Consider the following 25,183-nt stretch of genomic DNA (forward strand, 5'->3'; position numbering starts at 1 on the left):
ATCGCCGATTCGGTATACTTTCAGGAGATGACATGCCGTCACCAACCAGGCCAGGAATGTGAACATGGGAATTGCCGCCGACATCGCCATCATCATCGTTGCCGCCCTGTTCGGCGGGCTCATTGCCCAGAGACTCAAACAGCCCCTCATCCTCGGCTATATTCTCGCCGGCATTTTGGTCGGCCCCAACACCGGCGGCATCACGGTCTCAGACATACACGACATCGAACTGCTGGCCGAGATCGGCGTCGCCCTGCTCCTCTTCGCCCTCGGCCTCGAGTTCTCCTTCCGCGACCTCCAGCCGGTACGCCATGTCGCCCTGATCGGGACGCCGATCCAGATGCTGCTGACCATCGCCTACGGCTACGCCGCCGGCCGCTGGCTCGGCTATGCCATCATCCCCTCGCTGTGGATCGGGGCGATCATGTCGCTCTCCAGCACCATGGTGATTCTCAAGACCATGATGGCGCGCGGGTTGATGGGCACCCTGTCGAGCCGGGTCATGATCGGCATGCTGATCGTCCAGGACCTCGCGGTCATCCCGCTGATGATCATCCTGCCCCAGGTCAGCGATCCCGAGGCCGGCCTGCCGCTCGTCGCCTGGGCCGCCCTGAAGGCCGCCGCCTTCCTGGCGACGATGGTCATCGTCGGCACCAGGTTGATCCCCCGGCTGCTGACCTCCATCGCCTCCTGGAATTCGCGCGAACTCTTTCTCCTCTCGGTCACCGCCATCGGTCTCGGGGTCGGTTACGCCACCTACCTCTCCGGCCTGTCCTTCGCCTTCGGCGCCTTTGTCGCCGGCATGATCCTGAGCGAATCGGAGTACAGCCACCAGGCCTTAAGCGAGATCATCCCGCTGCGCGACATCTTCGGCCTGCTGTTCTTCGTCTCGGTGGGGATGCTGCTCGACCCGTCCTTTCTCTTCGCCCACATCAAAGAGATCCTGCTGCTGGTGCTGCTGATCATTGTCGGCAAAGGGTTTATTTTTGCGACTTTGGTCAGATTTTTCGGCTATGGCAACGTCATCCCCCTCGCCGTCGGTTTCGGTCTGTTCCAGATCGGCGAGTTCTCCTTCGTCCTGGCCGGCGTCGGCCTCAGCAGCAAATCGATCGACAGCGATCTCTACTCTCTGATGCTCAACACCGCCATCTTCACGATGCTCCTGACCCCGGCGCTGTCGAGCCTGACCGCGCCCCTGTACGCCTTGAAGAAAAAATGGTTCCGCCATGAAACCCTGCAGACCGTCAACATCCCCGAATCCGGCCTGCACGACCATGTCGTCATTGCCGGCGGCGGCCAGACCGGCGCCTACACCGCCCAGGTCCTGAAACATCTGGGGATCGATTTCGTCATCATCGAGTTCAACAGCCTCCAGGTCAGCCACTTCAAGGATATACAGATGCCGCTGGTCTTTGGGGATGCCAGCCAGCAGCTGGTTCTCGAGGCGGCGTCGATTGAAAACGCCCGGCTGCTGATCATCACCACCCCCTCGCCGATCACCACGAAGGCCATCGCCGAACAGGCCCTGACGCTCAACCGGAAGCTGCATATCGTCGCCCGCTCGGGCGGCCGCGAACACATGCGGATGCTGCGTGATCTCGGGGTGCACGGCGTGGTCCAGCCGGAATTCGAGGCCGGCCTGGAGATTACCCGTCAGGCCCTGCTGGAAATGGATGTTGCCGACAGCGATGTCCGTCATTTCACCGATCTGGTGCGCGAGAAGCTCTATGCCCCCTTCCTGGAGGAGGAGAAGGAGAAATCGGCATAACGTGCCAGTCAGTTCCCGGGAAACGTCACCGATCCGGCCACCAATCAAGCCATCGTCGCCAGCGTCTTGCGAAACCGCGCCAGGGAAAGGGTGAATAAGGCCACGCCGATCAGAACCAGGCTGATGAACTGCGGCCAGACAACCTCGAACCCGGCGCCACGATACAGGATCGCCTGGGCCAGCATGACGAAGTGGGTGTTCGGCGCCACGAGCATGCCTGCCTGGACAAAACCGGGCATGCTCTCGCGGGGGGTGACGCTGCCGGAAAGGATCTGCAGCGGCAGCAGAACGAGCATCAGCAGCAGGCCGAACTGCGGCATCGTGCGCGCCAGCGTCCCGAGAAAAATCCCGAGCGAGGTGGTAGCGAACAGATGCAGCGCCGTACCGCCAAGAAAGAGGGGAATAGAGCCTTCGATCGGAACTTTCAGCAGTCCCTGGACTACAAAGAACAACGAACAGGCCGAGGCGACGAGGACCACCAGCGCCATCGCCCACACCTTGGCGGCCATGATCTCGAAGGGGGTGACCGGCATCGCCAGCAGGTGTTCGACCGTGCCATGCTCACGTTCGCGAATCAGCGCCGCTCCGGTCAGGACGATGGAGAGCATGGTAATACTGCTGATGATTTCCATGACCCCTCCGAACCATTTCTTGTTCAGCTCGGGGTTGAAACGCGACCGCAAGACCAGATCCACTGTCGGGGTAACATTCGTCCGGTAGCCTTGCACAAAGGCGCTCACCTCGCTGCCGATAATGGATTGGACATAGCCGTTGCCGGTGAAGGCCTGGCTCATCCTGGTGGCGTCGATATTGAGCTGGATGGCCGGGCTGCGTCCGGCCAGCACGTCGCGCTGGAAATCCGGAGGGATATTGACGGCGAAGGTATCCAGGCCGGCATCCATCCGGGCGTCCATCTCCGTCTGCATGATCAACGCCGGCGGAGCGAAGAATGGCGGATAAAAGGCGTCGATAATTCGCTCTGACAGTTGGGAGCGGTCCTCGTCGACAATGGCGATGGGAGCCTTGTGCAAGGTCTCGGGCATGGCTGTGGCGGCAGTGTAAATGGAAAAGCTGAAAGAGTAGACGATCAGCACCATCAGCATCGGGTCACGCAGCAGACTGCGCAGCTCTTTGATGCCGAGGTGGAGAATATTGGCGGTGCGCATGATCAATGCTCCTGTTTCCTGAGCAGGACTGTGCCCAGAACGATCAGGATGGGCACAGCCAGAAGCAGAGGAATAAAAGAAGCCTGGAGATCATGGAACCCGAGCCCTTTGGAAAAGGTCCCGCGGGCGATGGTCAGGAAATGGGTGGTAGGGTAGACCCCGCCGATGGCGGCGCCGACCCCTTCCAAGGAAGAGACCGGATCGATCATCCCGGAAAACTGGACCGCCGGCAGGAGGGTCAGAACGGCGGTACCGAACAGGGCGGCCACCTGGCTGCGCATAAAGGTCGAGATCACCAACCCGAACCCGGTGGCGGCAATGACATACAGAAAAGCCGCCAGTGCCAGGGTCGGAAAATTTCCCTTGACCGGAACATGAAACAGGGTGACTGCCAGGATGGTCAGCAGCATAAAGTTGATCATCGCCAGCAGCACATAGGGGATCTGTTTGCCGAGCAGGAACTCCAGCCGGGTTACCGGGGTGACGTAGAGATTGACGATGGAGCCCAGTTCCTTTTCCCGCACGACCGACAACGCCGACAGCATCGCCGGAATCATCATCAGCAGCAGAGGAATCACCGCCGGCACCATGGCCGGCAGGCTTTTCACATCCGGGTTGTAACGGAAGCGCGTCTCGATCGTGGCCGCTCCGGCGGTTACCTTGGTGCCGGAGGCCTGTCGCGCCATGGTCGACAGCCAATGGGAATGCATCCCTTGGACATAGCCGCGTACCGTTTCCGCCCGGGTCGGCATGGCCCCGTCAATCCAGGCGCCGACGGCAACCGGAGTGCCGCGTTGCATGTCACGGGCGAAGCCGGGCGGCAGTTCGATGGCCAGGCTGATCTCACCGGCCCGCATGCGCTGATCCAACTCAGCGTAATCACGGAGAGGAGGACGTTCGATGAAGTAGCGCGAACCGGCAAGATTGAGGACGTAATTACGGCTGGCGGCGGTTTGATCCCGGTCGAGCACCGCAAAGGCGAGATCCTCAACATCCAGGCTGATGCCGTAGCCCATGACGAACATCAATATGACGCTGCCCAGCAAAGCCAGGGTCAGGCGGATCGGATCACGGCGCAGCTCGAGGGATTCACGCCGGGTATAGCTGAGCAGGCGACGCAGACTGAACCGACCGCTCCGTGCAGCCGAGGCCGGGGGTTGCTCCCCGAGCCGGGGAGCAACGGCCACCCTCCCGGCAGCCGCTGCAGACCTCTTCTCGCCTGGGTCGGCCGCCTCTTCAAGATAGCTGATGAAGGCCTCTTCCAGCGAAGCTGTTCCGCGCTTCTCGATCAGCGCCGCCGGCGAGTCGCTGACCAGGACCCGGCCCGCGTGCATCAGCGAGATCCGGTCGCAGCGCTCGGCCTCGTTCATGAAATGGGTGGAGATGAAGATCGTCACCCCGTCCTGCCGCGCCAGGTCGATCATCATCTGCCAGAAGGCGTCCCGGGCAATCGGATCCACCCCCGAAGTCGGTTCGTCGAGGATCAGCATCTCCGGCCCGTGGATCATCGCCACCGCCAGGGAGAGCCGCTGCCTCAGGCCAAGCGGCAGGGCGCTGGGGAGGCTCTCCAGAACCTTTTCCAGACCGAAACGCCGCACCATGTCCTGTACCCGGGCGGCAATACGTTCTTCCGGTATCTTGAACAGGCGGGCATGGAGGACCAGGTTCTGCCGCACCGTCAATTCGCCGTACAGCGAAAAGGACTGGGTCATATAGCCGACCCGCCGCCTGGTGTCGATATCGTGCGGGTCCACCGGACGGCCGAACAGCCAGGCTTTTCCAGCACTGGCGGGCAACAGGCCGGTCAGCATCTTCATGGTGGTGGTCTTGCCGCAGCCATTGGAACCGAGGAAGCCGAAGATCTCTCCCCGGCCGATACGGAAACTCACATGATCGACGGCGGTGAAATCGCCGAAACGCATGGTCAGGTCGTGGGCCTCGATGGCGGCCTCTCCGGTCGCATCGGCCTGGCGGGCCGGGATGATGACCGGTTGGTGGCCGTCCCGCTGCGACCGGGGCAGCAGGGCGATGAACGCCTCCTCCAGCGTCGCGGCCCCGGTCTGCGCCAGGAGTGTTTTCGGGGCGCCGGTGGCGAGGACCCGTCCGCCGTTCATCGTCACCAGCCAGTCGAAACGCGCTGCCTCCTCCATGTAGGCGGTGGCGACCAGTACGCTCATGCCCGGCTGTTTGCTGCGGATACGGTCGATCAACCCCCAGAACTGGCGACGCGACAACGGGTCGACACCGGTGGTGGGCTCGTCGAGGATCAGGAGTTGAGGATCGTGGATCAGGGCGCAGCAGAGCCCCAGTTTCTGTTTCATGCCGCCGGAAAGCTTGCCGGCGGGACGACCGGCAAAGGGCGCCAGGCCGGTTGTCTGCAGCAGTTCACCTATGCGCCGTTGACGCTCCTGACGGTCATGGCCAAACAGACGGGCGAAAAAATCGACATTTTCGAACACCGACAAAGTCGGATAGAGATTCCTGCCCAATCCCTGGGGCATGTAGGCCACCTGCGGGCAGACCACCTGGCGATGGCCCCGGTGAGCCATGCTGCCACCCAGCACATCAACCTGACCGGACTGGATCCGTCGTGAACCGGCAATCAGGGAAAACAGCGTCGACTTGCCGACGCCATCGGGGCCGATGACCCCGACCATGCAGCCGGCCGGCAATTCCAGATCGACAGCATCCAGTGCCAGGGTCCTGCCGTAGCGCTGGCTGACCCCCAGCAGACGCGCGACCGGTGAGATTGCCTGGTCCTGCTTCATGGCCGCGTCGGTGGTGCCTCATGCAGCTTGACCTGCAGGTGGTCCGGCCAAGCGCGGCTCTGGTCCAGGCGAACATAGGCCATGCCGGGCAGGCCCGTTTTCACCCGGGTGATATTGGCTTTCAGCAATTCGGGATCGATGCGGGCCTTGACCCGAAACATCAGTTTCTGCCGCTCACTGGCGGTCTCCACAGTCTTGGGGGTGAACTGGGCAACATCGGCGACAAAGGAAATCCGTGCCGGAACGACAAACCGGGGTGCGGCGTCGAGCACCAGATGGACTTCAGAGCCAAGTTCTATTTTCCCGGCAACAGCGGTCGGCAGGAAAAATGTCATGTACACTTCCCCGAGATTGACCAGATTGAGAATCTTGCCGCCTCCGGCCAGAACTTCACCCGGCTGGGCCACCCGGTACTGAATACGGCCATCGCAGGGCGCCTTGAGGGCGCCATCTTCGATATCAACCTGCAGGCGTTCAATACCGGCCTCGACTGCTTTTATTGCCGACCGGCTGCCGAGAAGTTGCGATCTGGCCGTCGCTACAGCCGCCTCGGTTGCCGCAATCTGGGCCTCGGCGGCACTGACGGCTGCCTTTCCGCTCAGAAAACGGGCCTGAACATCATCAAGCTCCTGGGCCGCAATCGCATCCTTTTTCGCCAGGACCTCAAAGCGATGCAATCGTTTCCGCAAAGTCTCCAGTTCGGCCTGGCGCTGGGCGAGCCCGGCCACAGCGGCCTCCTTTTCGCTCAGTCTCTGGTTAACCTGGCTCCCGGCCGTTTCGACTGCATAGCGGGCCTGCTGCAATTGGGCCTCGGCCTCGCGACGCTGCGCCTCCAGGTGCTGGGTATCCATGCGTGCCAGAATCTGACCGGCGGTCACGAAATCACCCTCATCAGCCAGGATTTCCTGGATGCGGCCGGCGCTCTTGGCGGCGATATCGATCTCAACCGCTTCGATCCTGCCGTTGCCACTGACCAGACCATCTTCCGATGCTTCCGGTTGCATGTATCGCCAGGAGTAGAAAGCACCAGCGGCCACGGCGACAGCGATTATCAGCCATAGCCGTTTTCCTTTCAGATTTACCATCAAATAACCTCCATCCTCAGGGACGGCGTGTTTCCTGGTCAGACATCTATCCCATGGAACCTGTCATCCCCAACGCATGCCTGCGGCTCCAACAGTACGTTGCGGTTGCGCCTGCATGACAATGGGATCAAGCCGATTGACCTGAGGGGATAACGCGATCATTTTCCGGACATGTTGTTGATTTTCCATCCACTTCCTATCGAGGTCCCCTCAGAAAGTGAAACGAAGTTCGATCTGGGCGAGGTTGAGACTCGGGTTCTTGTCATAAATGCTGCCATTCGACTGATGGGACAATCGTATGGCGACAGAGAAGATGGAGGACAGCGGCAATCTGACACCTGCATGGGACAGGAAAAACAGCGGCCCCCCGAAATCGTAATCACCCAGGACAGAATCTTCCATGGCGCCAACCCCGACCCCTGCGAAATAGACCACTTTGTGTTGAGGGGAAGTCAGCACGAGGTCGGTGGAAAGAGAGGCACTCAGTCCATCCTCTTCATCCCGATTGAGGACGTTCACTGACAATTCACACAGAGAACCGAGGCTCCAGCCGGATGCAAACTGTCGACGCCACGGCAATTCCCTGGCGACGAAGATATCATACTGCTCGGTATCCTCTCCATTTATCGAATCACCAGCACGCATACCCGCCGAATACGCGCCCGTTGGCGCCGACACTCCGTCTATCGGCATGTGGAGAAGGCAGACTACAACAACGACAAACGCTAGACGAATCCTGTTTACCCGCATCACTTCCTCTTTGAAAATGTGTTGAATCATCAACTGGCCCGAAGGGAATCTTTCCACCAGTTGCCGGCAGAGCTGCAGTTCCTCGTTCCGACACCTGCCATGGCACGGATTGGCCAAAAACTGAAACAGCACCTTCTAGCCAGAAGTACGGTGTTGGAATAATCCCATGCGCAGCAGATCGATGACATGTCTTGCCAATACATCGGGCTGGTCATGTTCAGGCCTGTATCCCGGCATGAACTTACGAATCTTTCTCCCTTCAGAAGAGAGGAACACCAGACTGATGATCGACATGGAAAGCATATAGGGGTCGTAATGAGAATTCAATTTGGCCACCAATGCATGCACAGCGAGAAAGAGATCCTTGAAGACATGGACCGCAAGTTTTTGCTGCCGTATCTCTTCGCTGTCCAGTCTCACCCATTGCATAAGACGCAGGAAGATTTCGTCCTTTGCCGCCAGATGGGCCAAGTTGGTAATGAAATTCTCAAGTTGCACCCACGGTGAATCAGAGTCCTTGAGATTGTTTAACAGGGCAGCCGACTTTTCCCTGAATGCATGCGCCACAACCTCTAGATAGAGAGCCTCCTTGTGGGGAAAGTGGTAGTACAGCGCTGCCGGAGTGAGGCCGCAGACTGCAGCGACGTCCCGCATGGAAACACCATCGTAGCCGAACTCTGCAAAGAGAGACACTGAGAATTCGAGAATATCTTCCCGCGTTTGTCTCTTGCCGATTGATTGACCCATAGAATCACCTTGGCTAAAGGCTGCCCAAAAATTTGAACGAACGTTCAATAAAATATAGAGGGACGGTCCGTCCGTGTCAATGCATTAGTTGGCCGGCCGATTATTTTCAAAGCAGGAGGAGGTTCCGATCACCCCTTCACATCTCTTCCAACCTGTTTCAGGCGATTGATCTCCCCTGTGCATGACGGAATTGAACGGTTATACCGGTTCTGACCGCAACCGCTCGTTTTGGGTCATTCCGATGGCAAAACGAGATGTATTTTGAAAGCTGAAAGGAAGAGAGCCCTCGGAGGGATATTGACGTGCAGCCCTTCAATAATGCAAAGCGACGGGGGTATCAGCGAATCAGGCGGGCCGCCTCCAGATCCCCCGGCAGGCCCCGGCGTTCGAGATAGGCGCGGATCCCCGCCTTGTCGGCATCGCTCTTGTTCTGGGCCAGGCCGCTCTTGCCGCTCATCCGCTCGATCCGCACCGCCACGACCAGGCAGGCCGCGACCCCCGGATCGGCGGCACCAATCCGGCCGAAGCCGGGCACCCCCTCGTGGACCGCCATCAGGGCGTTGAGGGCGGCGACCTTCTCTTCCACCGCGGTGACGACCTCGGCCCGGCCGCGGATGACCACCGAATGATACAACTGGCTGACGCTGCAGGCCGGGGCCTCGGGGTCACAATCGGTGCCCTTGTAGGCCAGCGGGATATCGACCTCGAAGCACACCCGGGGGTCGCGGGCGATGTTGTGAAGCTTTTCGCCCTGCCGGGCACAGTGGAACCAGATCGCCCCCTGCCGGTAGACATAGTTGAGCGGGGTGATGTAGGGATAGCCGTCGGCGCCGACCGTCGCCAGCCGGCCGATCCGGCAGCGCCGCAGAATCTCTTCGATTTTTCCCTTGTCCTTGATCTCGCACTGGCTGCGCCGCATCGCTGTTTCCTCCCTGTCAGACATCCAGTCCCGGTGCGGCCGCCGGGGCCAGACCGAGCACGGTCTTGATCGATTCCTTCCAGCGGATGATCGGCAGATCGCCCAACTGCCGATAGATTTCCCGGATCCGGGCGTCATCCTGCTGCCGCTCGATCCGCGCGATCTCCCGTGCCATCGCCGGCGAATCACAGCTCACCCGCTCGCCGACCCGGTTCATTTTGCCGATCCAGATCGAGTGGCTGACCAGCGGCAGCAGGTCCTGGACCATTGCCACGACATCACCGCCGTCAAGCATCGGCTCGACGCTCACCGAGGTGGCAAAACCATGGCCAAAGGCCTGGGCGAGAGCGGCCCGGCGCTCATCATAGCCCGGCGCCCGCGGCTCCCACAAGTGAAGGATCCGCTCATCGCGGGCGGTGATCGTGAACCGGAACAGCAGCTGCTCCCGGAATCGCCAGAGCTCGCGGCACAGGGTCTCGATGCAATCAGGATGCGGCTTCGACACCACCAGCACCCGGTTGCCGGCCGCCAGCAGGCTGCTCAGCACGGCACAGCAGGCGGCGAGATTCTCCGGGACTATATCGTGGTGGGCCGGGAACATGACCTGACCGGGATACAGCGGGTGCTTGCGCCGCACCGCCTCCTCGTCGATCCGGAAGGTCGACCAGGCCGCCGGGGCGACCAGCCCCAGGCGGTCGACCAGTTTGGCGCGGGCGTAGCAGTAGCGGCAGCCGTGGGGGCAGCCGATGCCGCAGTCGACAGTGGCGACCGCCCATTCGGCGGTGCCGCGGACCGGCTTTCGGAAGTTGTCTTCCATCCGTTTGGACGATCGCTGCCGCTACCGTCCGCCCTCCCACAGTCCCAGGAGTTCGGTGATCCCCTTGCGCGCCAGCGCCGCCATCGCCACAAAGCTGTCGTGCGAAAAGGGGACGCCTTCGGCCGTCGACTGGATCTCGATCCAGCGGCCGTCGCCGGCCATGACGAAATTGGCGTCGGCCTCGGCAGCCGAGTCCTCGGCGTAATCGAGATCGAGCAAAGCCTGGCCGCCCACCAGGCCGACCGAAACGGCGGCGACCGGCAGCACCGGCGGCAGCGCCGCCATCCGGCCGTCGTCAACCAACCGGCCCAGGGCCGCCCGGACCGCCAGCGCCGCCCCGGTGATCGCGGCGGTGCGGGTGCCGCCGTCGGCATTGAGCACATCGCAGTCGACCCGCAGGGTCCGTTCGCCGAGCTCCTTCAGATCGACCATCATCCGCAGGCTGCGGCCGATCAGACGCTGGATCTCGAGGCTGCGGCCGGACTGGCCCGAGGTCTCGCGGCGATGGCGGGTCGAGGTGGCGCAGGGCAGCATGCCGTACTCGGCGGTGATCCACCCCTGCCCCCGATCCTTGAGAAACGGCGGCACGCTCTCCTCGACGGTGACGGCGCAGAGGACATGGGTGCCGCCCATTCGGATCAGCACCGAGGCATGAGCCTGGGGCTGAAAATCTCTTTCGATGGACAGCGGCCGCAGACAGTCGGCGGCCCGGTTCAGGTGACGCATAATGATTGGGGTTTCCTCGGATGCAAAAGGCCCGACCCCCGTGACGGGGAATCCGGGCCGTGGGTTAAAATACGGTGCCTCCCGGCTGCGGGGCTAGAACTTCCTTCTGTCGATCACCCGGTTGCCCTTGCCGTCGAACCGTTCCAGGGTCCTCTCCTCCACCAACTTGACCTCGACGCTGATCCCCAGTTCCGAGGCCAGGCGGCGCCGGATCGTTTCGACCAGGGCCCGCTGCTTCTTCATCTCATCGAAGAAGATCGATTCGACCGCCTCGACCATGACCGTCACCTTGTCCTCATTCCGCTCGCGTTCGACAACAAGGCGGTAGTGGGGCTCGGTTCCCTCGATATCGAACAGTACCGACTCGATCTGGGTCGGGAAGACGTTGACCCCCTTGATGATCAGCATATCGTCGGTTCGCCCCATGATCCGACTGATCCGTTTGAATGTCCGGCCGCAGGGGCATTCTCCGGGCAGGAAACGGGCGAGATCGCGGGTGCGGTAGCGGATGACCGGGAAGGCCTCCTTGGTCAGGGTGGTGATGACCAGTTCCCCGACCTCGCCTGGGGTCACCGGCTCGAGGGTCGTCGGGTGAAGGATCTCGACCAGGAAATGGTCCTCGTTGAGATGCAGACCGTTGCACTCCCGGCACTCACCGGCGACGCCGGGTCCCATGACCTCCGACAGACCGTAATTGTCGGTGGCGATGATGCCAAGGCGCTCGTTGATCTCCCGTCGCATCGCCTCCGACCATGGTTCGGCGCCGAACAACCCGTACTTCAACGACAGACCGTTCGAGTTGATCCCCATCTCCATCATCACATCGGCGATCTTCAAGGCATACGAGGGGGTGCAGACCAGGGCCGTGGTCTTGAAATCCTGCATGATCTGGATCTGGCGCTTGGTGTTGCCGGAGGAGATCGGGATGACCGAGGCCCCCAGCCGCTCGGCGCCGTAGTGCAGCCCGAAGCCGCCGGTGAACAGGCCGTAGCCGAAGGCGATCTGGATCACGTCGTCGGCGGTCACTCCGGCGCTGCACAGGATCCGCGCCGCCAGATTCGACCAGGTCTTGATATCGTTTCTGGTATAACCGACGACGGTGGCCTTGCCGGTCGTCCCGGACGAGGAATGGAGCCGGACGACGTCGCGCAGGGGCACGGCGAACAGGCCGTAAGGGTAGTTGTCGCGCAGGTCCTGTTTCATCGTGAACGGCAGCCGGCGCAGATCTTCGAGCGAAGTGATGGCCTCGTAATCGACCTTGAGCTCGTTGAATTTCTGCCGATAGAAGGGCACATGCGTTCCCACCCGGTAGAGGGTGGACTGCAACCGTTCCAGTTGGAGCTGCTCCAGGTCCTCCCTGGCCATGCATTCAAGTTCCTTTTCCCAAAACATAGGGGGCTTCTCCGGCTGAAGTTGATCTTTTCCCTGTTCCCGGTGCTCTGTCCAGACTCCGCTGCCCCCGGGGTACTCCTCGTCTCCGGGGCGGGCCGCTGGCGGCCGGGTGCCGCTACTGAATCTTTTCCCGGCCGAGATAGGCGCGCTGGACATCCTTGTTGGCCAGCAGGTCCTCGGCTGACCCCTGGAGAATGACCTTGCCGGTCTCGAGCACATAGCCGCGGTCGGCGATGGCGAGCGCTGCCTTGGCGTTCTGTTCGACGAGGAGGACGGTGTTGCCCTCCTGCCGCAGGCGGACGATGACCTGGAAGATATCGCGAACGATCAGCGGCGCCAGACCGGTCGACGGTTCGTCCATCATCACCAGTGACGGTCGCGACATCAGCGCCCTGGCCATCGCCAGCATCTGCTGCTCGCCGCCGGACAATGTCCCGGCCAGCTGGCTGCGACGATCCCGAAGGATCGGAAACAGTCCGTACTGATGGTCGAGCAGCGCCGGCAGCTCCTTTCTCCCCGCCCGGCCCAGGGAGTGGCCGCCGAGCAGCAGGTTCTCCTCCACCGTCATCGAGGCGAAGACCTGCCGTCCCTCGGGCACCATGACGCAGCCCTGACGCGGTATTCTCGAGGCCGCCAGCCTGGTGATCTCCTGATTCTGGAAGCTGATTTCCCCGGAAGTGGCGCGGATGAGGCCGGCGATCGTCGACAACAGTGTGGTCTTGCCGGCGCCGTTGGCGCCGATGATGGTGACGATCTCGCCGGGGTTGACATGCATCGAGATGTTCTTCAACACCCGCAACCGTCCGTATCCGGCCTCAAGATTCCGTATTCTCAGCATCCTGTCGTCTTCCCCCTATTCACCGAGATACACCTTGATGACTTCCGGATTGTTCTGGATCTCGGCCGGCAGCCCCTCGGCGATCTTCTCGCCGAAGCTGAGGACCACGATCTCCTCCGAAATATCCATGACCAGCGACATGTCGTGCTCGACCAGGAGGATCGTCACCCCCAGATCCCTGATCCTGGCGATCAGCCGACCGACCTCGGCGGTCTCGTAAATATTGAGTCCCGCCGCCGGTTCGTCGAGAAGGAGCAGTTTCGGTTCCAGGGCCAGGGCCCGGGCCAGTTCGACGGCGCGCTGCTGGCCGAAGGAAAGGCTGGTCGCCTCGATGTCGGCGCAGTCGGCGATGCCGAGGAAATCGAGCAGTTCGAGCGCCTTTTCCCGGATCGCCACCTCTTCCCGGCGACTGCGAGGGGTCCGCAGCATCGAGGCGACAAAACCGGCACCCGACTGGACATGGCGGCCGACCATGACGTTCTCGAGCGCCGTCATCCCGGCAAACATCTTGATGTTCTGAAAGGTCCTGGCGATGCCGAGGGCGGCGATACGATAGGGCTTCAGTCCCTGGATCGTCTTACCCTGGAACCGGATCTCGCCGGAGGTGGGGGCGAGGGCCCCCGAAATCAGATTGAACAGCGTCGTCTTGCCGGCCCCGTTGGGACCGATGACCGCCTTGATCACCCCTTGCCGCAGGGAAAAGCCGACATCGTTGACCGCCTGCAGGCCGCCGAAGCGTTTGCCCAGTTGCATCAATCGCAGCAGAGCCATCAGGACGCCCCCTCTTTTCCGCTCTTCGCCTTCGGCCTCAGCCGCTCCCACAGTCCACCGAGACGCAGGGTGAGGATGCCGCCGGGGGCAAAGAGCATGATGAGGATCAGGATCAGGCCGAAGACCGCATCGTCATAGGAGCCGAACAGGCCGCGCAGCGACAGGAAATTGAGGACCACCCCCATGATCAGGGCCCCCCAGAGGTTGGCCATGCCGCCGACGGCGACGATCGCCACATAGCGCACCGATTTCATGATGCCGGCCTCGGAAGGGCCGATGCCGCCGTTGTAGTGGGTAAGCAGGACCCCGGCGAGGGCGGCGAAGACCGCCGACAGCACAAAGGTGTAGACCTTGAAGCGGGCGGTATCGACGCCCACCGCATCGGCGGCCTCGATCGACCCATGGATCGCCCTGAGCGCCCGGCCGGCCCGCGAGTTGATCAGGTTGCGGAGCAGCAGCATCCCGAGGAGCAGAACGCCCCAGGCGATATAGTAGTTTTCAACCCGGCTGGAAAACTCGCCATTGACACTGAGTCCGGGCAGCAGCGTGAAACCGGGAACGCCGGAAATGCCGTCGGCCTCACCGAAATAGCTGCTCGCCAGGACGATCCGGTAGATGATGATGCCGAAACCGAGGGTGGCCATCGCCAGGTAATGGCCCTTCAGCTTCAGTACCGGAATGCCGAGCAGCAGGGCGACGACCGCCGCCGTCAGGACCGCGATGACGCAGGCGGCCCACGGCGTCACCACCAGCATGGGTTCGCCGTAGATGTCCTGGCCGGCACTCAGGCAGCCGGCGGCATGCAGCAGCCGAACGAGGGTATGATCCTGGAAGGCGACAAGACTCCGGGTCGTCAGGGCCGCCGACAGGTAGCCGCCGATGGCGAAAAAACCGGCATGGCCCATCGAAATCTGGCCGGCATAGCCCATCAGCACGCAGAGACCGATGATGAGCAGCGAATAGTAGGCCGACATCGTCAACTGGGTCAGGTAGTAGATGCTGTCGGTGGCGCTGCAGAGTACCTGGACCAGGACAATGACGGCAAAAAGAGGCAGGAGGGCGAGGTTTCTCCACTTCACGGTCAGAACTCCTTCAGCCCGGCGGCGGCACTCGATCCGAACAGGCCGTGGGGCCTGACGAAGAGAATGACAAGCAGGATGGCGATGGAGATGGCGTCCTGGAAGGCCAGCGGCACGACGGACACCGAGAAGGCCTCGATCACCCCGAGAAGCAGGCCGGCGGCGACGGCGCCCAGCGAGTTGCCGAGGCCGCCGAGGATGGCGACGGTGAAACCCTTGATCGCCAGTCCGGTGCCGATGTCGTACTGGGTGTAGGTGATCGGTGACATCACCGCCCCGGCCACGGCGCCGATGCCGGCGCTGAGAATGAAGGACAGCGTCACCATGTTGCGGGTATCGATGCCGCAGAGGACGGCCGCGGTGCGGTTGGCGGCGCAGGCCCGCATCTCCCGTCCCACCGACGTCATCTGGAAAAAGACGATGAGGAACAGGACCATCAGGCCGCAGGCGCCGATGACACACAGGACCTGCGGCGACACCCGGGCGCCGAAAATGGCGATGGTGCTGACCGCATTGCCGACGAAATAGGGCAGGGAATGGACATTGTCGCCCCAGACATGGAGGGCCGCCTCCCGTATCAAAATCGAGATGCCGACGGTGATCATGACGATCCGCAGCACTCCCGGATTGTGCAGCCAGCGGATGAACAGGATCTCGATGGCGGCGCCGATCGCCATGGTGCAGAGGACCGCGACGGCGATCGCCAGCGGCAGCGGCAGGAAGTGGAGAAAGGTGATCGACAGCATCCCGCCGAGCATGACGAATTCCCCCTGGGCGAAATTGATGATGCCGGTGGTGTTGTAGATGATGTTGAAGCCGATGGCGACGATCGCGTAGATGCTGCCGTAGGTGATGCCGGCAACCAGGTACTGGATGAAGAGTTCGACGGTCATAACGTATCGCGTCCCCGGGGCGGGTAGACAAAAAAGGCCGGGACGGACGGCGGCCCGGCCTGGAATTACCGGCTATTTCCCGGCAGAAGTGACGGATTTGCCATCCTTGACGGTCATCATCTCGAAAGCATCAAAACCGTGACCGCCGAAGATGGAGGCGGTTTTCTTCAGGAACAGCTCGACCGGCATCTCGAGGGCGCGCTCGAAAACGCCCTCAAGGCAACGAAGACCACGGTGCAGGCCGTCCCTCACCCGGCCGGCTCAATCCTGCTGCTGATCACCGCCACTTACAACGATTTCCTACCATGATCATTCGCACCTGCAAAGAACTATAACGCACAGATCTGCTCACCGGTAAGCATCGTGAATCCGGCCGCCTGCAGCGATCCTATGGCCTTGTCCATGTCCTCGAAGCGGAAGATCAGGACGGCGTTCTCGCCGGACTTGTTGACGAAGGCGTACATGTACTCGACATTGATACCGGCCTTTTCGATGGTCTTCAGGACCATCGCCAGGCCACCGGTCCGGTCCGGGACTTCGACCGCCAGGACATTGGTCTTGCCGACGGTGAAACCGTTGTCCTTCAGCACCTTCTTGGCCAGTTCGACCTTGTCGACGATCAGCCGGAGGATGCCGAAATCGGCGGTGTCGGCCACCGACAGGGCCCTGATGTTGATGCCGTTGTCGGCAAGAACGGCGGTGATCTCCGCCAGCCGCCCGGATTTGTTCTCCAGAAACACTGCAATCTGTTCTACGCGCATAGTGGCCTCCTGCGATTAGAGCTTACGTTTGTCGATGACGCGCTGGGCTTTGCCCTCGCTGCGCTGGATCGTCCTCGGCTCGACCAGTTTGACCGAGCAGGTCACCCCGAGCAGGTCCTTGATCTCGACCTGGATCTTCTTGGCGAGATTTTCCAGGATCCGGATCTCGTCGGAGAAGACGGTCTCGCTGACCTCGACCAGCACCTGCATGGTGTCGAGATTGCCCTCCCGCTCGACGACGATCTGGTAATGGGGTTCGACGCCCTTGATCCCGACCAGGACATGCTCGACCTGGGACGGGAAGACGTTGACGCCGCGGATGATCAGCATGTCGTCGGTACGGCCGGTGACCTTCTCCATCCGCACCAGGGTCCGGCCGCAGGAACAGGTGTCGTAGAAGAGCCGGGAAATATCCTTGGTCCGGTAGCGGATCAGCGGGATGGCCTCCTTCGTCAGGGTGGTGAAGACCAGTTCCCCCAGTTCGCCGGGCGGCAGGACCCGGCCGGTATCGGGGTCGATGACCTCGGGCAGGAAATGGTCCTCGGAGATGTGCAGGCCGCCGTTGGAGTTGCGGCATTCGATCGCCACCCCCGGACCGATGACCTCGGACAGGCCGTAGATATCGACAGCCTTGATGTTGAGCTTCTTCTCCACCTCCTCGCGCATGTTCTTGCTCCACGGCTCGGCGCCGAAAATCCCGATCCTGAGCGACAGGGTGGCCGGATCGACCCCGACCGCCTCCATCGTGTCGGCCAGGTTGAGGGCATAGGAGGGAGTCGACATCAAGACCGTCGGCCCGAAATCCTGCAAGATCGTGATCTGGCGCCTGGTATTGCCGCCCGACACCGGGATGACGGCGGCGCCGAGCCGTTCGGCGCCGTAATGGGCGCCGAGGCCGCCGGTGAACAGGCCGTAGCCGTAGGCGTTGTGGACGATATCCCCGCGATGGGCGCCGGCACAGGTCATCGCCCGGGCCATGAGGTTGGCCCAGGTGTCGATATCCTTCCTGGTGTAGCCGACGACCGTCGACTTGCCGGTCGTACCGGAGGAGGCGTGCACCCGGACGACTTCATCGAGCGGCACGGTAAACAGGCCGAAGGGATAGTTGTCACGCAGGTCGTTCTTGTAGGTGAAGGGCAGCTTCTGCAGATCGGCCAGGGTCCTGATGTCGTCGGGTTTGACCCCGGCCGCGTCCATCTTCCGCCGATAAGGCTCGACCTTGGCATAGACCCGCGCCACCAGCCTCCGCAGCCGCAGCAGCTGGATCGATTCCAGCCCGGCGCGGGGCAGTGTTTCCATCTCTTCTTCCCAATACGTTGTCGTCATTGCTTCTCTCCTATGTCGCCAGGGCCCGGGCCCCGGCAAAGAAGGCGCCGAGGGCGACGGCCTCGTTGCCGGACATCCACAGCATTTCATCCTTTGCGTTCGTCACGGTTTCTCCTGATGGTTGTTGTATCCCGGTACGCCCGACGCCGGCCCAGCGGCCCCGACAACAGCGTACACACGTTGAAATAACAGAGCAAGCTACCCTGAAAGGCTTATCCCCGGCAAGCCTTTTTTGTCCTCTTTACCGTCCGCTTCCGGCTCCATCCCGCACAGGGATCGGCACCCCTGCATTTCGGCCGGAAACATAATATAACTGGCTGCAATCACCGTCATTATGATATACTCATAGCAGCGACGGAAAACAGTTCCACCAGCCACCAACCTTCTGCACTAGGAGAGATGTCATGTATATCGGCAGAATCATGCACACCGACCTGATCACAGTCGCCCCGGAGACCTCGCTGGCGGATGCACGGGATTTGATCGAGGAAAAGAAGATCGACCACCTGCTGGTAGTCGACAAACACAAAAAACTGGTGGGAATCGTCTCCGACCGCGATCTCAAACAGAACTGGGCCTCGCCCGCCACCTCTCTCAGCGTCCACGAACTGAACTATCTGCTGCAGAAGGTCGAGGTCAGGACCATCATGACCAAAACGGTCGTCACCGTCTCGCCGGACACCACGATCGAGCGGGCCGCCTACATCATGCAGACCCGGGACATCAGCTCGCTGCCGGTCATGGAAGGGGGGAACCTTGTCGGCATCATCACCAGCACCGATGTCATGGAGGTCCTGCTCGAGGCCATCGGCATCAGCGATAACAGCGTCCGGCTCGGGATCTTCGTCCGTGACAGCATCGGATCACTGGCCGGGGTTTCGGAACTGCTCAAGGAGGCAGAGATCAATATCCAGAGCCTCTTCAGCTGGCCGGAAAAAGATTATCCCGGCGTTACCCAGCTGGTCATACGGGTGGCAGCCGCCGACGGCGACAAGGCGATCAGGGCCCTGACCGAGGGCGGATTCAAGGTCAAGACCCGCTATGAAAAGGATATCGTCCCGTTCCTGCCGCCGATGCCGTGACAGCACCGGGGACAGGGCCGGTTGCGGCTGTCCCCGGCTGGGGGCAACCGCAGACGTCATGGAGACGGTGGCGATCCGTCACAACCCGGCGTCGCCACTGCCGCTCATCTCCCCCTTCCGGCGAAGACCAGCTTGCCGCCGAGATGCCCGGCGATCGCGGCTGCAACAAGCATGACGAGACTGATGCCGAGGTAGAGCAGACGATCGGTCGAAGCCGGATCGGTCACCGTCGGATCGATGAAGCGCCAGATCACCAGGGCCAGAAGACAGAGAAGGACAACGATGCTGCAGGATATCTTGACCAGAAAAAGAAACGTCTTCGCCCCCTGGTAGCGCCGCTGCCACTCGAGGTAGCCGGTGACCATGACGACCGGCATCATCGCCAGGACGAAAATCATGTTGAAAAAGGCGGCCTCACCGAACGCCGCCAGACCGAGAAAAATGCCGATGGCGAGAAAGACCACCGACGCCGGCAACAGGCCATTGGGAAAATGAACCGATATGGGGTGCAGGTGAAGGCCGAGCACCAGCTTGGCCAGCATCCCGCCGAATCGTGATTGCCGCGGTGCAGGGACCGCAACCGTCTCCTGGGGGACAGGCGCCGGCTTGGGTTCTTCGACCGGGGCGGCGGTAATTTCATCGCCATTCGCATCAATCTCGGCGAATTGAGTCCTGTCGGCCATGCAGATCGGACATTTCTCCGGGGGTTCCGCCCCCTCATGAATATAGCCGCAGACCTTGCACTTCCATCTTCGCATCGCAATCCCCCCTTCTAGTGAGTATCAACCGGTCTTTACCGTAAAGACCCGTCCCCGACCATCAACGCCAACGCTCCATGACCCTACGCCCAGACGCACCTGCAGGCCTTGAAAATGGGGAACCATGACTGTCGGTCACCATACCGTGCCTGCGCCCGTTCGACAACGGGATTCATTGACATCGGCCTCCCCGACCTCGATCGGGCCGAGGCTGATCGCCAATCACTCGCAAAGGTCCCGGTCGATCTCTTCAACCTTGCCCTGGGCCGTCTCCCACCGCTCATACCACCTTTCCAATCGCCGCTTGCACTCCTCGTAGGCCCGGCTGGTCGCCACCCAGGCCTTCTCGTCGCGGTACAGATCCGGATCGGCCATCTGGGCCTCCAGCTCGTCCTTTTCCGCCTCGAGTTTTTCCACCTGCGCTTCCGCCTCCTTGACCTTCTGCAGCCAGGGACCTGCCCGGCGACTGCGTTCCTGGCGCAGCAGGGCCTCCTGCTTCTTGCGCTCGCGCCGGTTGGAGGAGGGGTCGCCGTCGACGGTCGCCATCTCGCCCCTGGCCGCCGCCGCTATTGACGCCTCCCGTTCCTCGCCCAGTTCGGCCTGCTTGACCAGATACTCGGAGACATTGCCCTCATACAGGGTGATCCGGCCATCCTTGACCTCGATCACCCGATTGACGAAGCTGTCGACGAAATAGCGGTTGTGGGAGACGACGACGATCGTGCCGTCGTACTGGGCCATCGCCTCCTGCAGCACCTCCTGCGAACTCATGTCGAGATGGTTGGTCGGCTCGTCGAGCAGCATCAGGTTGGCCGGGGTGGCGATCATCCGCGCCAGCGCCAGCCGGCTCTTCTCGCCGCCCGAGAGCACCGCCACCTTCTTCTCGACCTCGTCGCCGCGGAACAGAAAGGCCCCGAGCAGCGAGCGCATCCGGGTGACGGTCAGGTCCTCGCCGACCAGGGCCATGGTCTCGAGCGCCGACAGCTGCGGCGACAACTCCTGGGCCTGGTGCTGACCGAAGTACGAGCGACGGACATTGGCCCCGAGCCGCACCTCACCGCGATCCGGCGCGATCAGCCCGGCAAGGATCTTCAGGAAGGTCGATTTGCCGGCGCCGTTGACGCCGACCACCGCCGCCTTGTCGCCCCGCTGCAGCTGGAGGTCGACGCCGCCGAAGACCTCCCGATTGCCGAAACTTTTGGCCAGGCCCTCGACCTGGAGTACATCGCGGCCGGAGGACGGGGCCGGCGGGAAGGTGAAGCGGATCTGCTGCTCGTCGTCCTCCAGCTCGATCAGCTCCAGTTTCTCCATCTGTTTGACCCGGCTCTGCACCTGTTTGGCCTTCGTCGACTTGGCCCGGAAACGCTCAACGAATCGCATCGTCTGGCGGATCTTGGCCTGCTGGTTGTCATAGGCCGCCTTCTCCACCGTCCGCCGCTCTTCCTTTTCCCGGACAAAATAGGAATAGTTGCCCTTGTAGGCGGTCAACCGGCCGAGGCTGAGCTCCCAGGTCATCTCGGTGGTGCGGTCGAGGAAGGTCCGGTCATGGGAGATGATCACCATCGCCCCGCGGTGATTGCGCAGGAATTCCTCGACCCAGGTCAGCGACTGCAGGTCGAGGTGATTGGTCGGCTCATCGAGCAGCAGCAGCGACGGGGCCTCGAGCAGCATCTTGGCCAGCATCAGCCGCATCAGCCAGCCGCCGGAAAAAGACGAGGCCGGGGCCGTCAGGTCCTGCTGGGAAAAGCCGAGGCCGAGCAGGACCTTCTCGATCCGGGCCCGGACCGTATAGATGTCGCTGCCGTCGAGGCGGTGCTGGATATCTCCCTGCCGCTCGAGCATCTCGCGGAACTCGTCACTCGCCGGGTCGCAGGTCTTGAGCTCCTCGTGGAGCTGGTCGGCCTCCCGCTGCAATGCGAGCAACGGGGCGAAGGCGCTCTCGGCCTCCTCGTAAAGGGTCTTCTGCGACAACAGGGCGCTCGACTCCTGCGGCAGGTAGCCGACGGTAAAGTGGCGCGAGCGGTTGACGACGCCGTCGTCGGTGGCGGTAATCCCGGCCATGGTTTTCAACAGCGTCGACTTGCCGGCGCCGTTGACTCCGACCAGGCCGATGCGGTTGCCGGTATGGACCTGAACCGAAATGTCCTTGAACAGGTACTTGTCGCCGTAACGGACATCAAGGTGATTGACTGACAGCATGCTTGTATATGGTTTTTCTCGTTATATTGATCTGTTGCACCAGGTAAAACGCATCATTACCGAGTTCGGACACCAAGTGTGTTCACAACTTTGAAATACGCTAAATAACTGTATTAACGGTATAATACTATATGAGGTACGGAAGAGTATACCAGCGGTGCGGAATAATTGAAATTCCCTTTCACTGCTGGCCAAAACAGGTCGTAAGCAGACAGCCGTCCTGCTGAATTGTGGTGCAGGATATTTGCACCGACGGTGAAATAACCTGCCGGCCGAGGGGCTACCCACTTTAAGAACGCGGCTATCTCTAATGACATTGGTATCAAAGAAGGTTTTTATAAATATTTTTTGTCCAGATATTTCTTGTAATCTTTTTCGTCTACTTGCTTCTCTTTAAGTATCCCCTTCAATGATCTTATAGTTGGAGTGAGCGTTTCTTCCTTATTCAACTTCTCATTTTTTATTATTTCAAATAGATCAGCAACGATCCGCGACACAGATTTTCCAGTTTGCGCAGAGTATTCTTTGGCTGATTCAATCAAATTGTCGTCCATCCGTATTCTGCCCCATGTCAGGGGTTTTCGTCCCCACTTGGCACCCTTCGATAGATGACGTGGTAAACAAGTGCCACTATCACACTGCCGCCGATGAGGTTGCCTAGAATTACCGGCACTATATTGCTAAAGAATCCAACCCAGGTGATGGCATCGGTGTTCAATCCGGTGTGACCAAAAGCTTTCAGCAGCATGGCAAGCGGGATAAAGTACATATTGGCGATGCTATGTTCAAAGCCGGCGGCAACGAATGCCGATATCGGAAAGACGATCGCCACGACCTTATCGATGACGCTGCGCCCGGCAAATGCCATCCACACGGCCATGCAAACCAAAACATTGCACAGAACTCCTTTAAAGAAAGCTGTCCAGAACGGCATGGTGCATTTGGCAGCGGCGATTTTGAGATATTGATCTGCAATTGCGCCGTTGTTCATTTCAGGATGCCCGGAAAGGAACACCAGCAGCGCTAATCCGACTGCACCTATAAAATTTGCACAGCAGACAACAGCCCAGTTTTTCATCAACTCAAAGGCTGTAATCTTGCCATCTGCCCATGCCATGGCGAGCAGATTGTTGCCCGTGAACAATTCTGCACCGGCGACAACCACAAGAATCAATCCCAAGGAAAAGGCTAAACCGCCTAGTAATTGGCCCGTAGCAAAACCCAGCGAAGCGTCGGATTTAATCAACACAAAGTAGAGTGCACCTAAACCGATGAAAGCCCCGGCAAGCACACCCAGCATGAGCATGGAAAGGAGGGGAAGGCGCGCCTTGGCAACGCCGATTTTTTCTACTTTCTCAGCAATTTCCTTGGGCGAAAAAGCGTCGAAGCCAAAGATTTCTGACATGGTATGCATGCTCTCTGATTTAGCGGCGAGCTACGGCATTCTGCTCGAACGATTGGTTATTGTGAGAATTCTTATTTGCCATCTTTCTTATCAGATAGAAGCTGACTGAGGTTTGCAAAAGGAGTGTGAGAAGTTGTGGCTTTTTTTTCGTTATCTGAATTGTGATCTGGCAACCATTCGGCGTCTAACATGCGGGAATGTTCGTTATCATGACAGTACAGGCACAACAGTTCCCAGTTGCTGCCGTCGGGGGGATTGTTCCTTGGATTATGATCCTTGTGATGGACCGTCAACTCGCGCAGTTTTTTTCCTGAAAAATCTCGACCACACTTTCCACAGACCCACGGCAAAAGTTTCAACGCTTGATTTCGATAGTCAACATTTTTCATTTTATTTTTTTAGAAAAATTTATCATAGAGTTCAGCGATTTGCTCGCCGGTTACAACTTCTTTAAGGCTTGGGCGATTTTTCTTCCCAGTTCGGTGGCCGCTTCAACTGCTATTGATTGATCTTCAAATGTATTTATGCCAACCGTTTCAACAGTTGCATTTTCTCCATATAGCATTTTGATGCCAGACATTTTGCATTCGTCCCCGCTTCCACATTTTACACATGGAACATTCCCTTGTACTTTCACAGCGCCTACAAAGTTCATTCCTTCTTCCATCATGTAAAACTGGACGGCGTTAACACCCATTTGGCAGGCGGGAGGCAATGCGTCATTATCTTCTGAGACACAGCACGTAATGACGGCACCTCCCGGCTTGGCAGCCATAAATCCCTTTTTATGACGTAATGGATACAACCGTTCGATAAATGCCTTGGTTCGCGAATCAAGCGAGGAATATGGTGTGAAGCCAGCTATTACCAACGCATCTGCATTTTTTGCTTTTTCAGCTAACATAATACCGTCATCGTTGATAACGCACTGATTGGTTTCAAGACACCCTAAACAAGCTCTGCAAGGAGCGACGGTGTAATCTATCAGCTTAATAAATTCCGTTTCACATCCTGTTGCATCCAGAACTGCTTTAAGCGCTCTATCTGTGTTACTGTTTTTTATTGGAGATCCTGACACACCCAATACCTTCATTTTTCCTCCTTTATTATTTACGGTCCATTACTGTGGCTAACGTGCTGGTCAGCCGCACCGGGCCACTGACGTAAGAATTCAAAACCGCAATCTTCCCGGTATCGGCTGGACTTGGTGGTTATGGCAAATGCTCCAAATCTTCCAGGTCCTTATGTCGTGCAGCTGCTTTTTTGTTGACCTTGAGGTCTTCGAGAGAAATGAAATTCAACAAAATACCGTCAATTTCAACCACCTCGCGCCGAGAGTAACATTCCAAGAAGCTGACGCCAGAAGCGCCAGTGATAACTTCTATGCGAACCGGAGGTACGCCCATGCGTATAACTCTGTCCTTGTCAAGGAACAATTCTTGCGAAACCATCTCGTTAGGCATTCCAAAATCATGGAGTACCATAGCCGCCTTCTGGGCATTGGCCTCACTCACCGCAATCCAAATATCCATATCTCCGGTTGCACGGGGATACCCATGGTACCCCACCGCATAACCACCAACGAGCAAATATTCAACGCCGTGAGAGTTCAGAAGTCTCAAGAAATCTTTGAAGTCTGGATGTAACTCGATCGTATCCATAGACCATCCTTCGGTTCAGTTCAATTGCTTCTAAACGTGCCTGTGCCCCTTTTGATAGCCAAAAAGACTTTTCTTCCTCAGTCTCATATAACGATGAAACTAATAGTTTACTCTTGTCTAGCCTCGGAAGTGTGTCCATACAATTCCCCTCGATAACCCCTGACGTGAAGTACATTGGGTCGCGGTAGGAATGCAGGTCACCCTGCACCCCCCGCGCAGATCCCAGCGTGCGCTCCTAACGCACTGGGCTCCTCTCTCGTGTGTTTGGCGTC

At 59.8% G+C, this 25,183-nt stretch carries 25 protein-coding genes; 3 read left to right on the forward strand and 22 right to left on the reverse strand.

All coding sequences use genetic code 11. The features are described from left to right. Positions 1 to 64 precede the first annotated feature (64 nt). Complete coding sequence (locus tag HNQ81_RS11050; RefSeq protein WP_183351334.1) at positions 65 to 1,768, forward strand: cation:proton antiporter; 1,704 nt, start codon at positions 65 to 67, stop codon at positions 1,766 to 1,768. A 44-nt stretch (positions 1,769 to 1,812) separates the two neighbouring features. Here HNQ81_RS11050 and HNQ81_RS11055 read toward each other — a convergent pair whose 3' ends face one another. The 13 genes from HNQ81_RS11055 to HNQ81_RS11115 all read right to left on the reverse strand — a co-directional run bounded on the left by HNQ81_RS11055 (position 1,813) and on the right by HNQ81_RS11115 (position 15,719). After that, complete coding sequence (locus HNQ81_RS11055; RefSeq protein ID WP_183351335.1) at positions 1,813 to 2,934, reverse strand: ABC transporter permease; 1,122 nt, start codon at positions 2,932 to 2,934, stop codon at positions 1,813 to 1,815. 2 nt (positions 2,935 to 2,936) lie between these two features. After that, complete coding sequence (gene rbbA / locus HNQ81_RS11060) at positions 2,937 to 5,702, reverse strand: ribosome-associated ATPase/putative transporter RbbA (RefSeq protein ID WP_183351337.1); 2,766 nt, start codon at positions 5,700 to 5,702, stop codon at positions 2,937 to 2,939. Beyond that, positions 5,699 to 6,787 (reverse strand): HlyD family secretion protein, encoded by a 1,089-nt coding sequence (locus HNQ81_RS11065; RefSeq protein WP_183351339.1) that lies wholly within the window; start codon positions 6,785 to 6,787, stop codon positions 5,699 to 5,701. The genes rbbA and HNQ81_RS11065 overlap by 4 nt, the downstream gene beginning before the upstream one ends. 210 nt (positions 6,788 to 6,997) lie before the next feature. Beyond that, complete coding sequence (locus HNQ81_RS11070) at positions 6,998 to 7,669, reverse strand: acyloxyacyl hydrolase (RefSeq protein ID WP_183351341.1); 672 nt, start codon at positions 7,667 to 7,669, stop codon at positions 6,998 to 7,000. A 3-nt stretch (positions 7,670 to 7,672) separates the two neighbouring features. Next, a complete protein-coding gene (locus HNQ81_RS11075) occupies positions 7,673 to 8,284 on the reverse strand; it encodes a TetR/AcrR family transcriptional regulator (protein ID WP_183351343.1) in 612 nt (203 codons plus the stop codon). A 337-nt stretch (positions 8,285 to 8,621) separates the two neighbouring features. Further along, positions 8,622 to 9,203 (reverse strand): pyridoxamine 5'-phosphate oxidase family protein, encoded by a 582-nt coding sequence (locus tag HNQ81_RS11080; protein ID WP_183351345.1) that lies wholly within the window; start codon positions 9,201 to 9,203, stop codon positions 8,622 to 8,624. A gap of 16 nt (positions 9,204 to 9,219) precedes the next feature. Continuing rightward, complete coding sequence (locus tag HNQ81_RS11085; RefSeq protein WP_183351346.1) at positions 9,220 to 10,020, reverse strand: radical SAM family protein; 801 nt, start codon at positions 10,018 to 10,020, stop codon at positions 9,220 to 9,222. 21 nt (positions 10,021 to 10,041) lie between these two features. Continuing rightward, a complete protein-coding gene (gene rph / locus HNQ81_RS11090) occupies positions 10,042 to 10,746 on the reverse strand; it encodes a ribonuclease PH (RefSeq protein WP_183351348.1) in 705 nt (234 codons plus the stop codon). A 93-nt stretch (positions 10,747 to 10,839) separates the two neighbouring features. Further along, a complete protein-coding gene (locus HNQ81_RS11095; RefSeq protein WP_183351351.1) occupies positions 10,840 to 12,138 on the reverse strand; it encodes a phenylacetate--CoA ligase family protein in 1,299 nt (432 codons plus the stop codon). Positions 12,139 to 12,253: 115 nt separating this feature from the next. Beyond that, positions 12,254 to 12,976 (reverse strand): ABC transporter ATP-binding protein, encoded by a 723-nt coding sequence (locus HNQ81_RS11100; protein WP_183351353.1) that lies wholly within the window; start codon positions 12,974 to 12,976, stop codon positions 12,254 to 12,256. 15 nt (positions 12,977 to 12,991) lie between these two features. Further along, positions 12,992 to 13,747: an ABC transporter ATP-binding protein gene (locus HNQ81_RS11105; protein WP_183351355.1), complete on the reverse strand. Its 756-nt coding sequence runs from the start codon at positions 13,745 to 13,747 to the stop codon at positions 12,992 to 12,994. Further along, positions 13,747 to 14,826: a branched-chain amino acid ABC transporter permease gene (locus tag HNQ81_RS11110; RefSeq protein ID WP_337833443.1), complete on the reverse strand. Its 1,080-nt coding sequence runs from the start codon at positions 14,824 to 14,826 to the stop codon at positions 13,747 to 13,749. The genes HNQ81_RS11105 and HNQ81_RS11110 overlap by 1 nt, the downstream gene beginning before the upstream one ends. 2 nt (positions 14,827 to 14,828) lie before the next feature. Beyond that, positions 14,829 to 15,719, reverse strand: a complete 891-nt coding sequence (locus HNQ81_RS11115; protein WP_183351357.1) for a branched-chain amino acid ABC transporter permease — start codon at positions 15,717 to 15,719, stop codon at positions 14,829 to 14,831. A 138-nt stretch (positions 15,720 to 15,857) separates the two neighbouring features. Here HNQ81_RS11115 and HNQ81_RS11120 point away from each other — a divergent pair, with 138 nt between their 5' ends. Beyond that, positions 15,858 to 16,028 carry a hypothetical protein gene (locus HNQ81_RS11120; protein ID WP_183351359.1) on the forward strand — a complete coding sequence of 57 codons (171 nt, stop codon included), beginning with the start codon at positions 15,858 to 15,860 and terminating at the stop codon, positions 16,026 to 16,028. Positions 16,029 to 16,048: 20 nt separating this feature from the next. Here the strand turns inward: HNQ81_RS11120 and HNQ81_RS11125 are convergent, their stop codons facing one another. Both HNQ81_RS11125 and HNQ81_RS11130 read right to left on the reverse strand, forming a co-directional pair. Then, positions 16,049 to 16,480, reverse strand: coding sequence for an ACT domain-containing protein (locus HNQ81_RS11125; RefSeq protein WP_183351361.1), 432 nt, complete (start codon positions 16,478 to 16,480; stop codon positions 16,049 to 16,051). Between the two features lie 15 nt (positions 16,481 to 16,495). Continuing rightward, complete coding sequence (locus HNQ81_RS11130) at positions 16,496 to 17,806, reverse strand: phenylacetate--CoA ligase family protein (protein ID WP_183351363.1); 1,311 nt, start codon at positions 17,804 to 17,806, stop codon at positions 16,496 to 16,498. A gap of 404 nt (positions 17,807 to 18,210) precedes the next feature. Here HNQ81_RS11130 and HNQ81_RS11135 point away from each other — a divergent pair, with 404 nt between their 5' ends. Next, positions 18,211 to 18,888 (forward strand): CBS and ACT domain-containing protein, encoded by a 678-nt coding sequence (locus HNQ81_RS11135; protein ID WP_183351365.1) that lies wholly within the window; start codon positions 18,211 to 18,213, stop codon positions 18,886 to 18,888. 104 nt (positions 18,889 to 18,992) lie between these two features. On the opposite strand, the gene HNQ81_RS11140 is transcribed toward HNQ81_RS11135, so the two are convergent. The 7 genes from HNQ81_RS11140 to HNQ81_RS11170 all read right to left on the reverse strand — a co-directional run bounded on the left by HNQ81_RS11140 (position 18,993) and on the right by HNQ81_RS11170 (position 24,911). Then, positions 18,993 to 19,646 carry a rubredoxin-like domain-containing protein gene (locus HNQ81_RS11140; RefSeq protein WP_221270861.1) on the reverse strand — a complete coding sequence of 218 codons (654 nt, stop codon included), beginning with the start codon at positions 19,644 to 19,646 and terminating at the stop codon, positions 18,993 to 18,995. Positions 19,647 to 19,868: 222 nt separating this feature from the next. Continuing rightward, entirely contained in the window at positions 19,869 to 21,845 is a 1,977-nt protein-coding gene (gene abc-f, locus HNQ81_RS11145) for a ribosomal protection-like ABC-F family protein (protein WP_183351367.1), read from the reverse strand. Positions 21,846 to 22,180: 335 nt separating this feature from the next. Continuing rightward, positions 22,181 to 22,399 (reverse strand): DUF6364 family protein, encoded by a 219-nt coding sequence (locus HNQ81_RS11150; protein WP_183351369.1) that lies wholly within the window; start codon positions 22,397 to 22,399, stop codon positions 22,181 to 22,183. A gap of 17 nt (positions 22,400 to 22,416) precedes the next feature. Next, a complete protein-coding gene (locus HNQ81_RS11155; protein ID WP_183351371.1) occupies positions 22,417 to 23,250 on the reverse strand; it encodes a formate/nitrite transporter family protein in 834 nt (277 codons plus the stop codon). Positions 23,251 to 23,321: 71 nt separating this feature from the next. Further along, complete coding sequence (locus HNQ81_RS11160) at positions 23,322 to 23,639, reverse strand: YajD family HNH nuclease (RefSeq protein ID WP_183351373.1); 318 nt, start codon at positions 23,637 to 23,639, stop codon at positions 23,322 to 23,324. A 50-nt stretch (positions 23,640 to 23,689) separates the two neighbouring features. Next, positions 23,690 to 24,343 (reverse strand): flavodoxin family protein, encoded by a 654-nt coding sequence (locus HNQ81_RS11165; RefSeq protein ID WP_183351375.1) that lies wholly within the window; start codon positions 24,341 to 24,343, stop codon positions 23,690 to 23,692. A gap of 118 nt (positions 24,344 to 24,461) precedes the next feature. Next, positions 24,462 to 24,911 (reverse strand): nucleotidyltransferase, encoded by a 450-nt coding sequence (locus HNQ81_RS11170; protein WP_183351377.1) that lies wholly within the window; start codon positions 24,909 to 24,911, stop codon positions 24,462 to 24,464. Between the last annotated feature and the right edge of the window lie 272 nt (positions 24,912 to 25,183).

Origin of the sequence: Desulfoprunum benzoelyticum (assembly GCF_014201505.1) — a bacterium.
Lineage (GTDB): Bacteria > Desulfobacterota > Desulfobulbia > Desulfobulbales > Desulfocapsaceae > Desulfoprunum > Desulfoprunum benzoelyticum.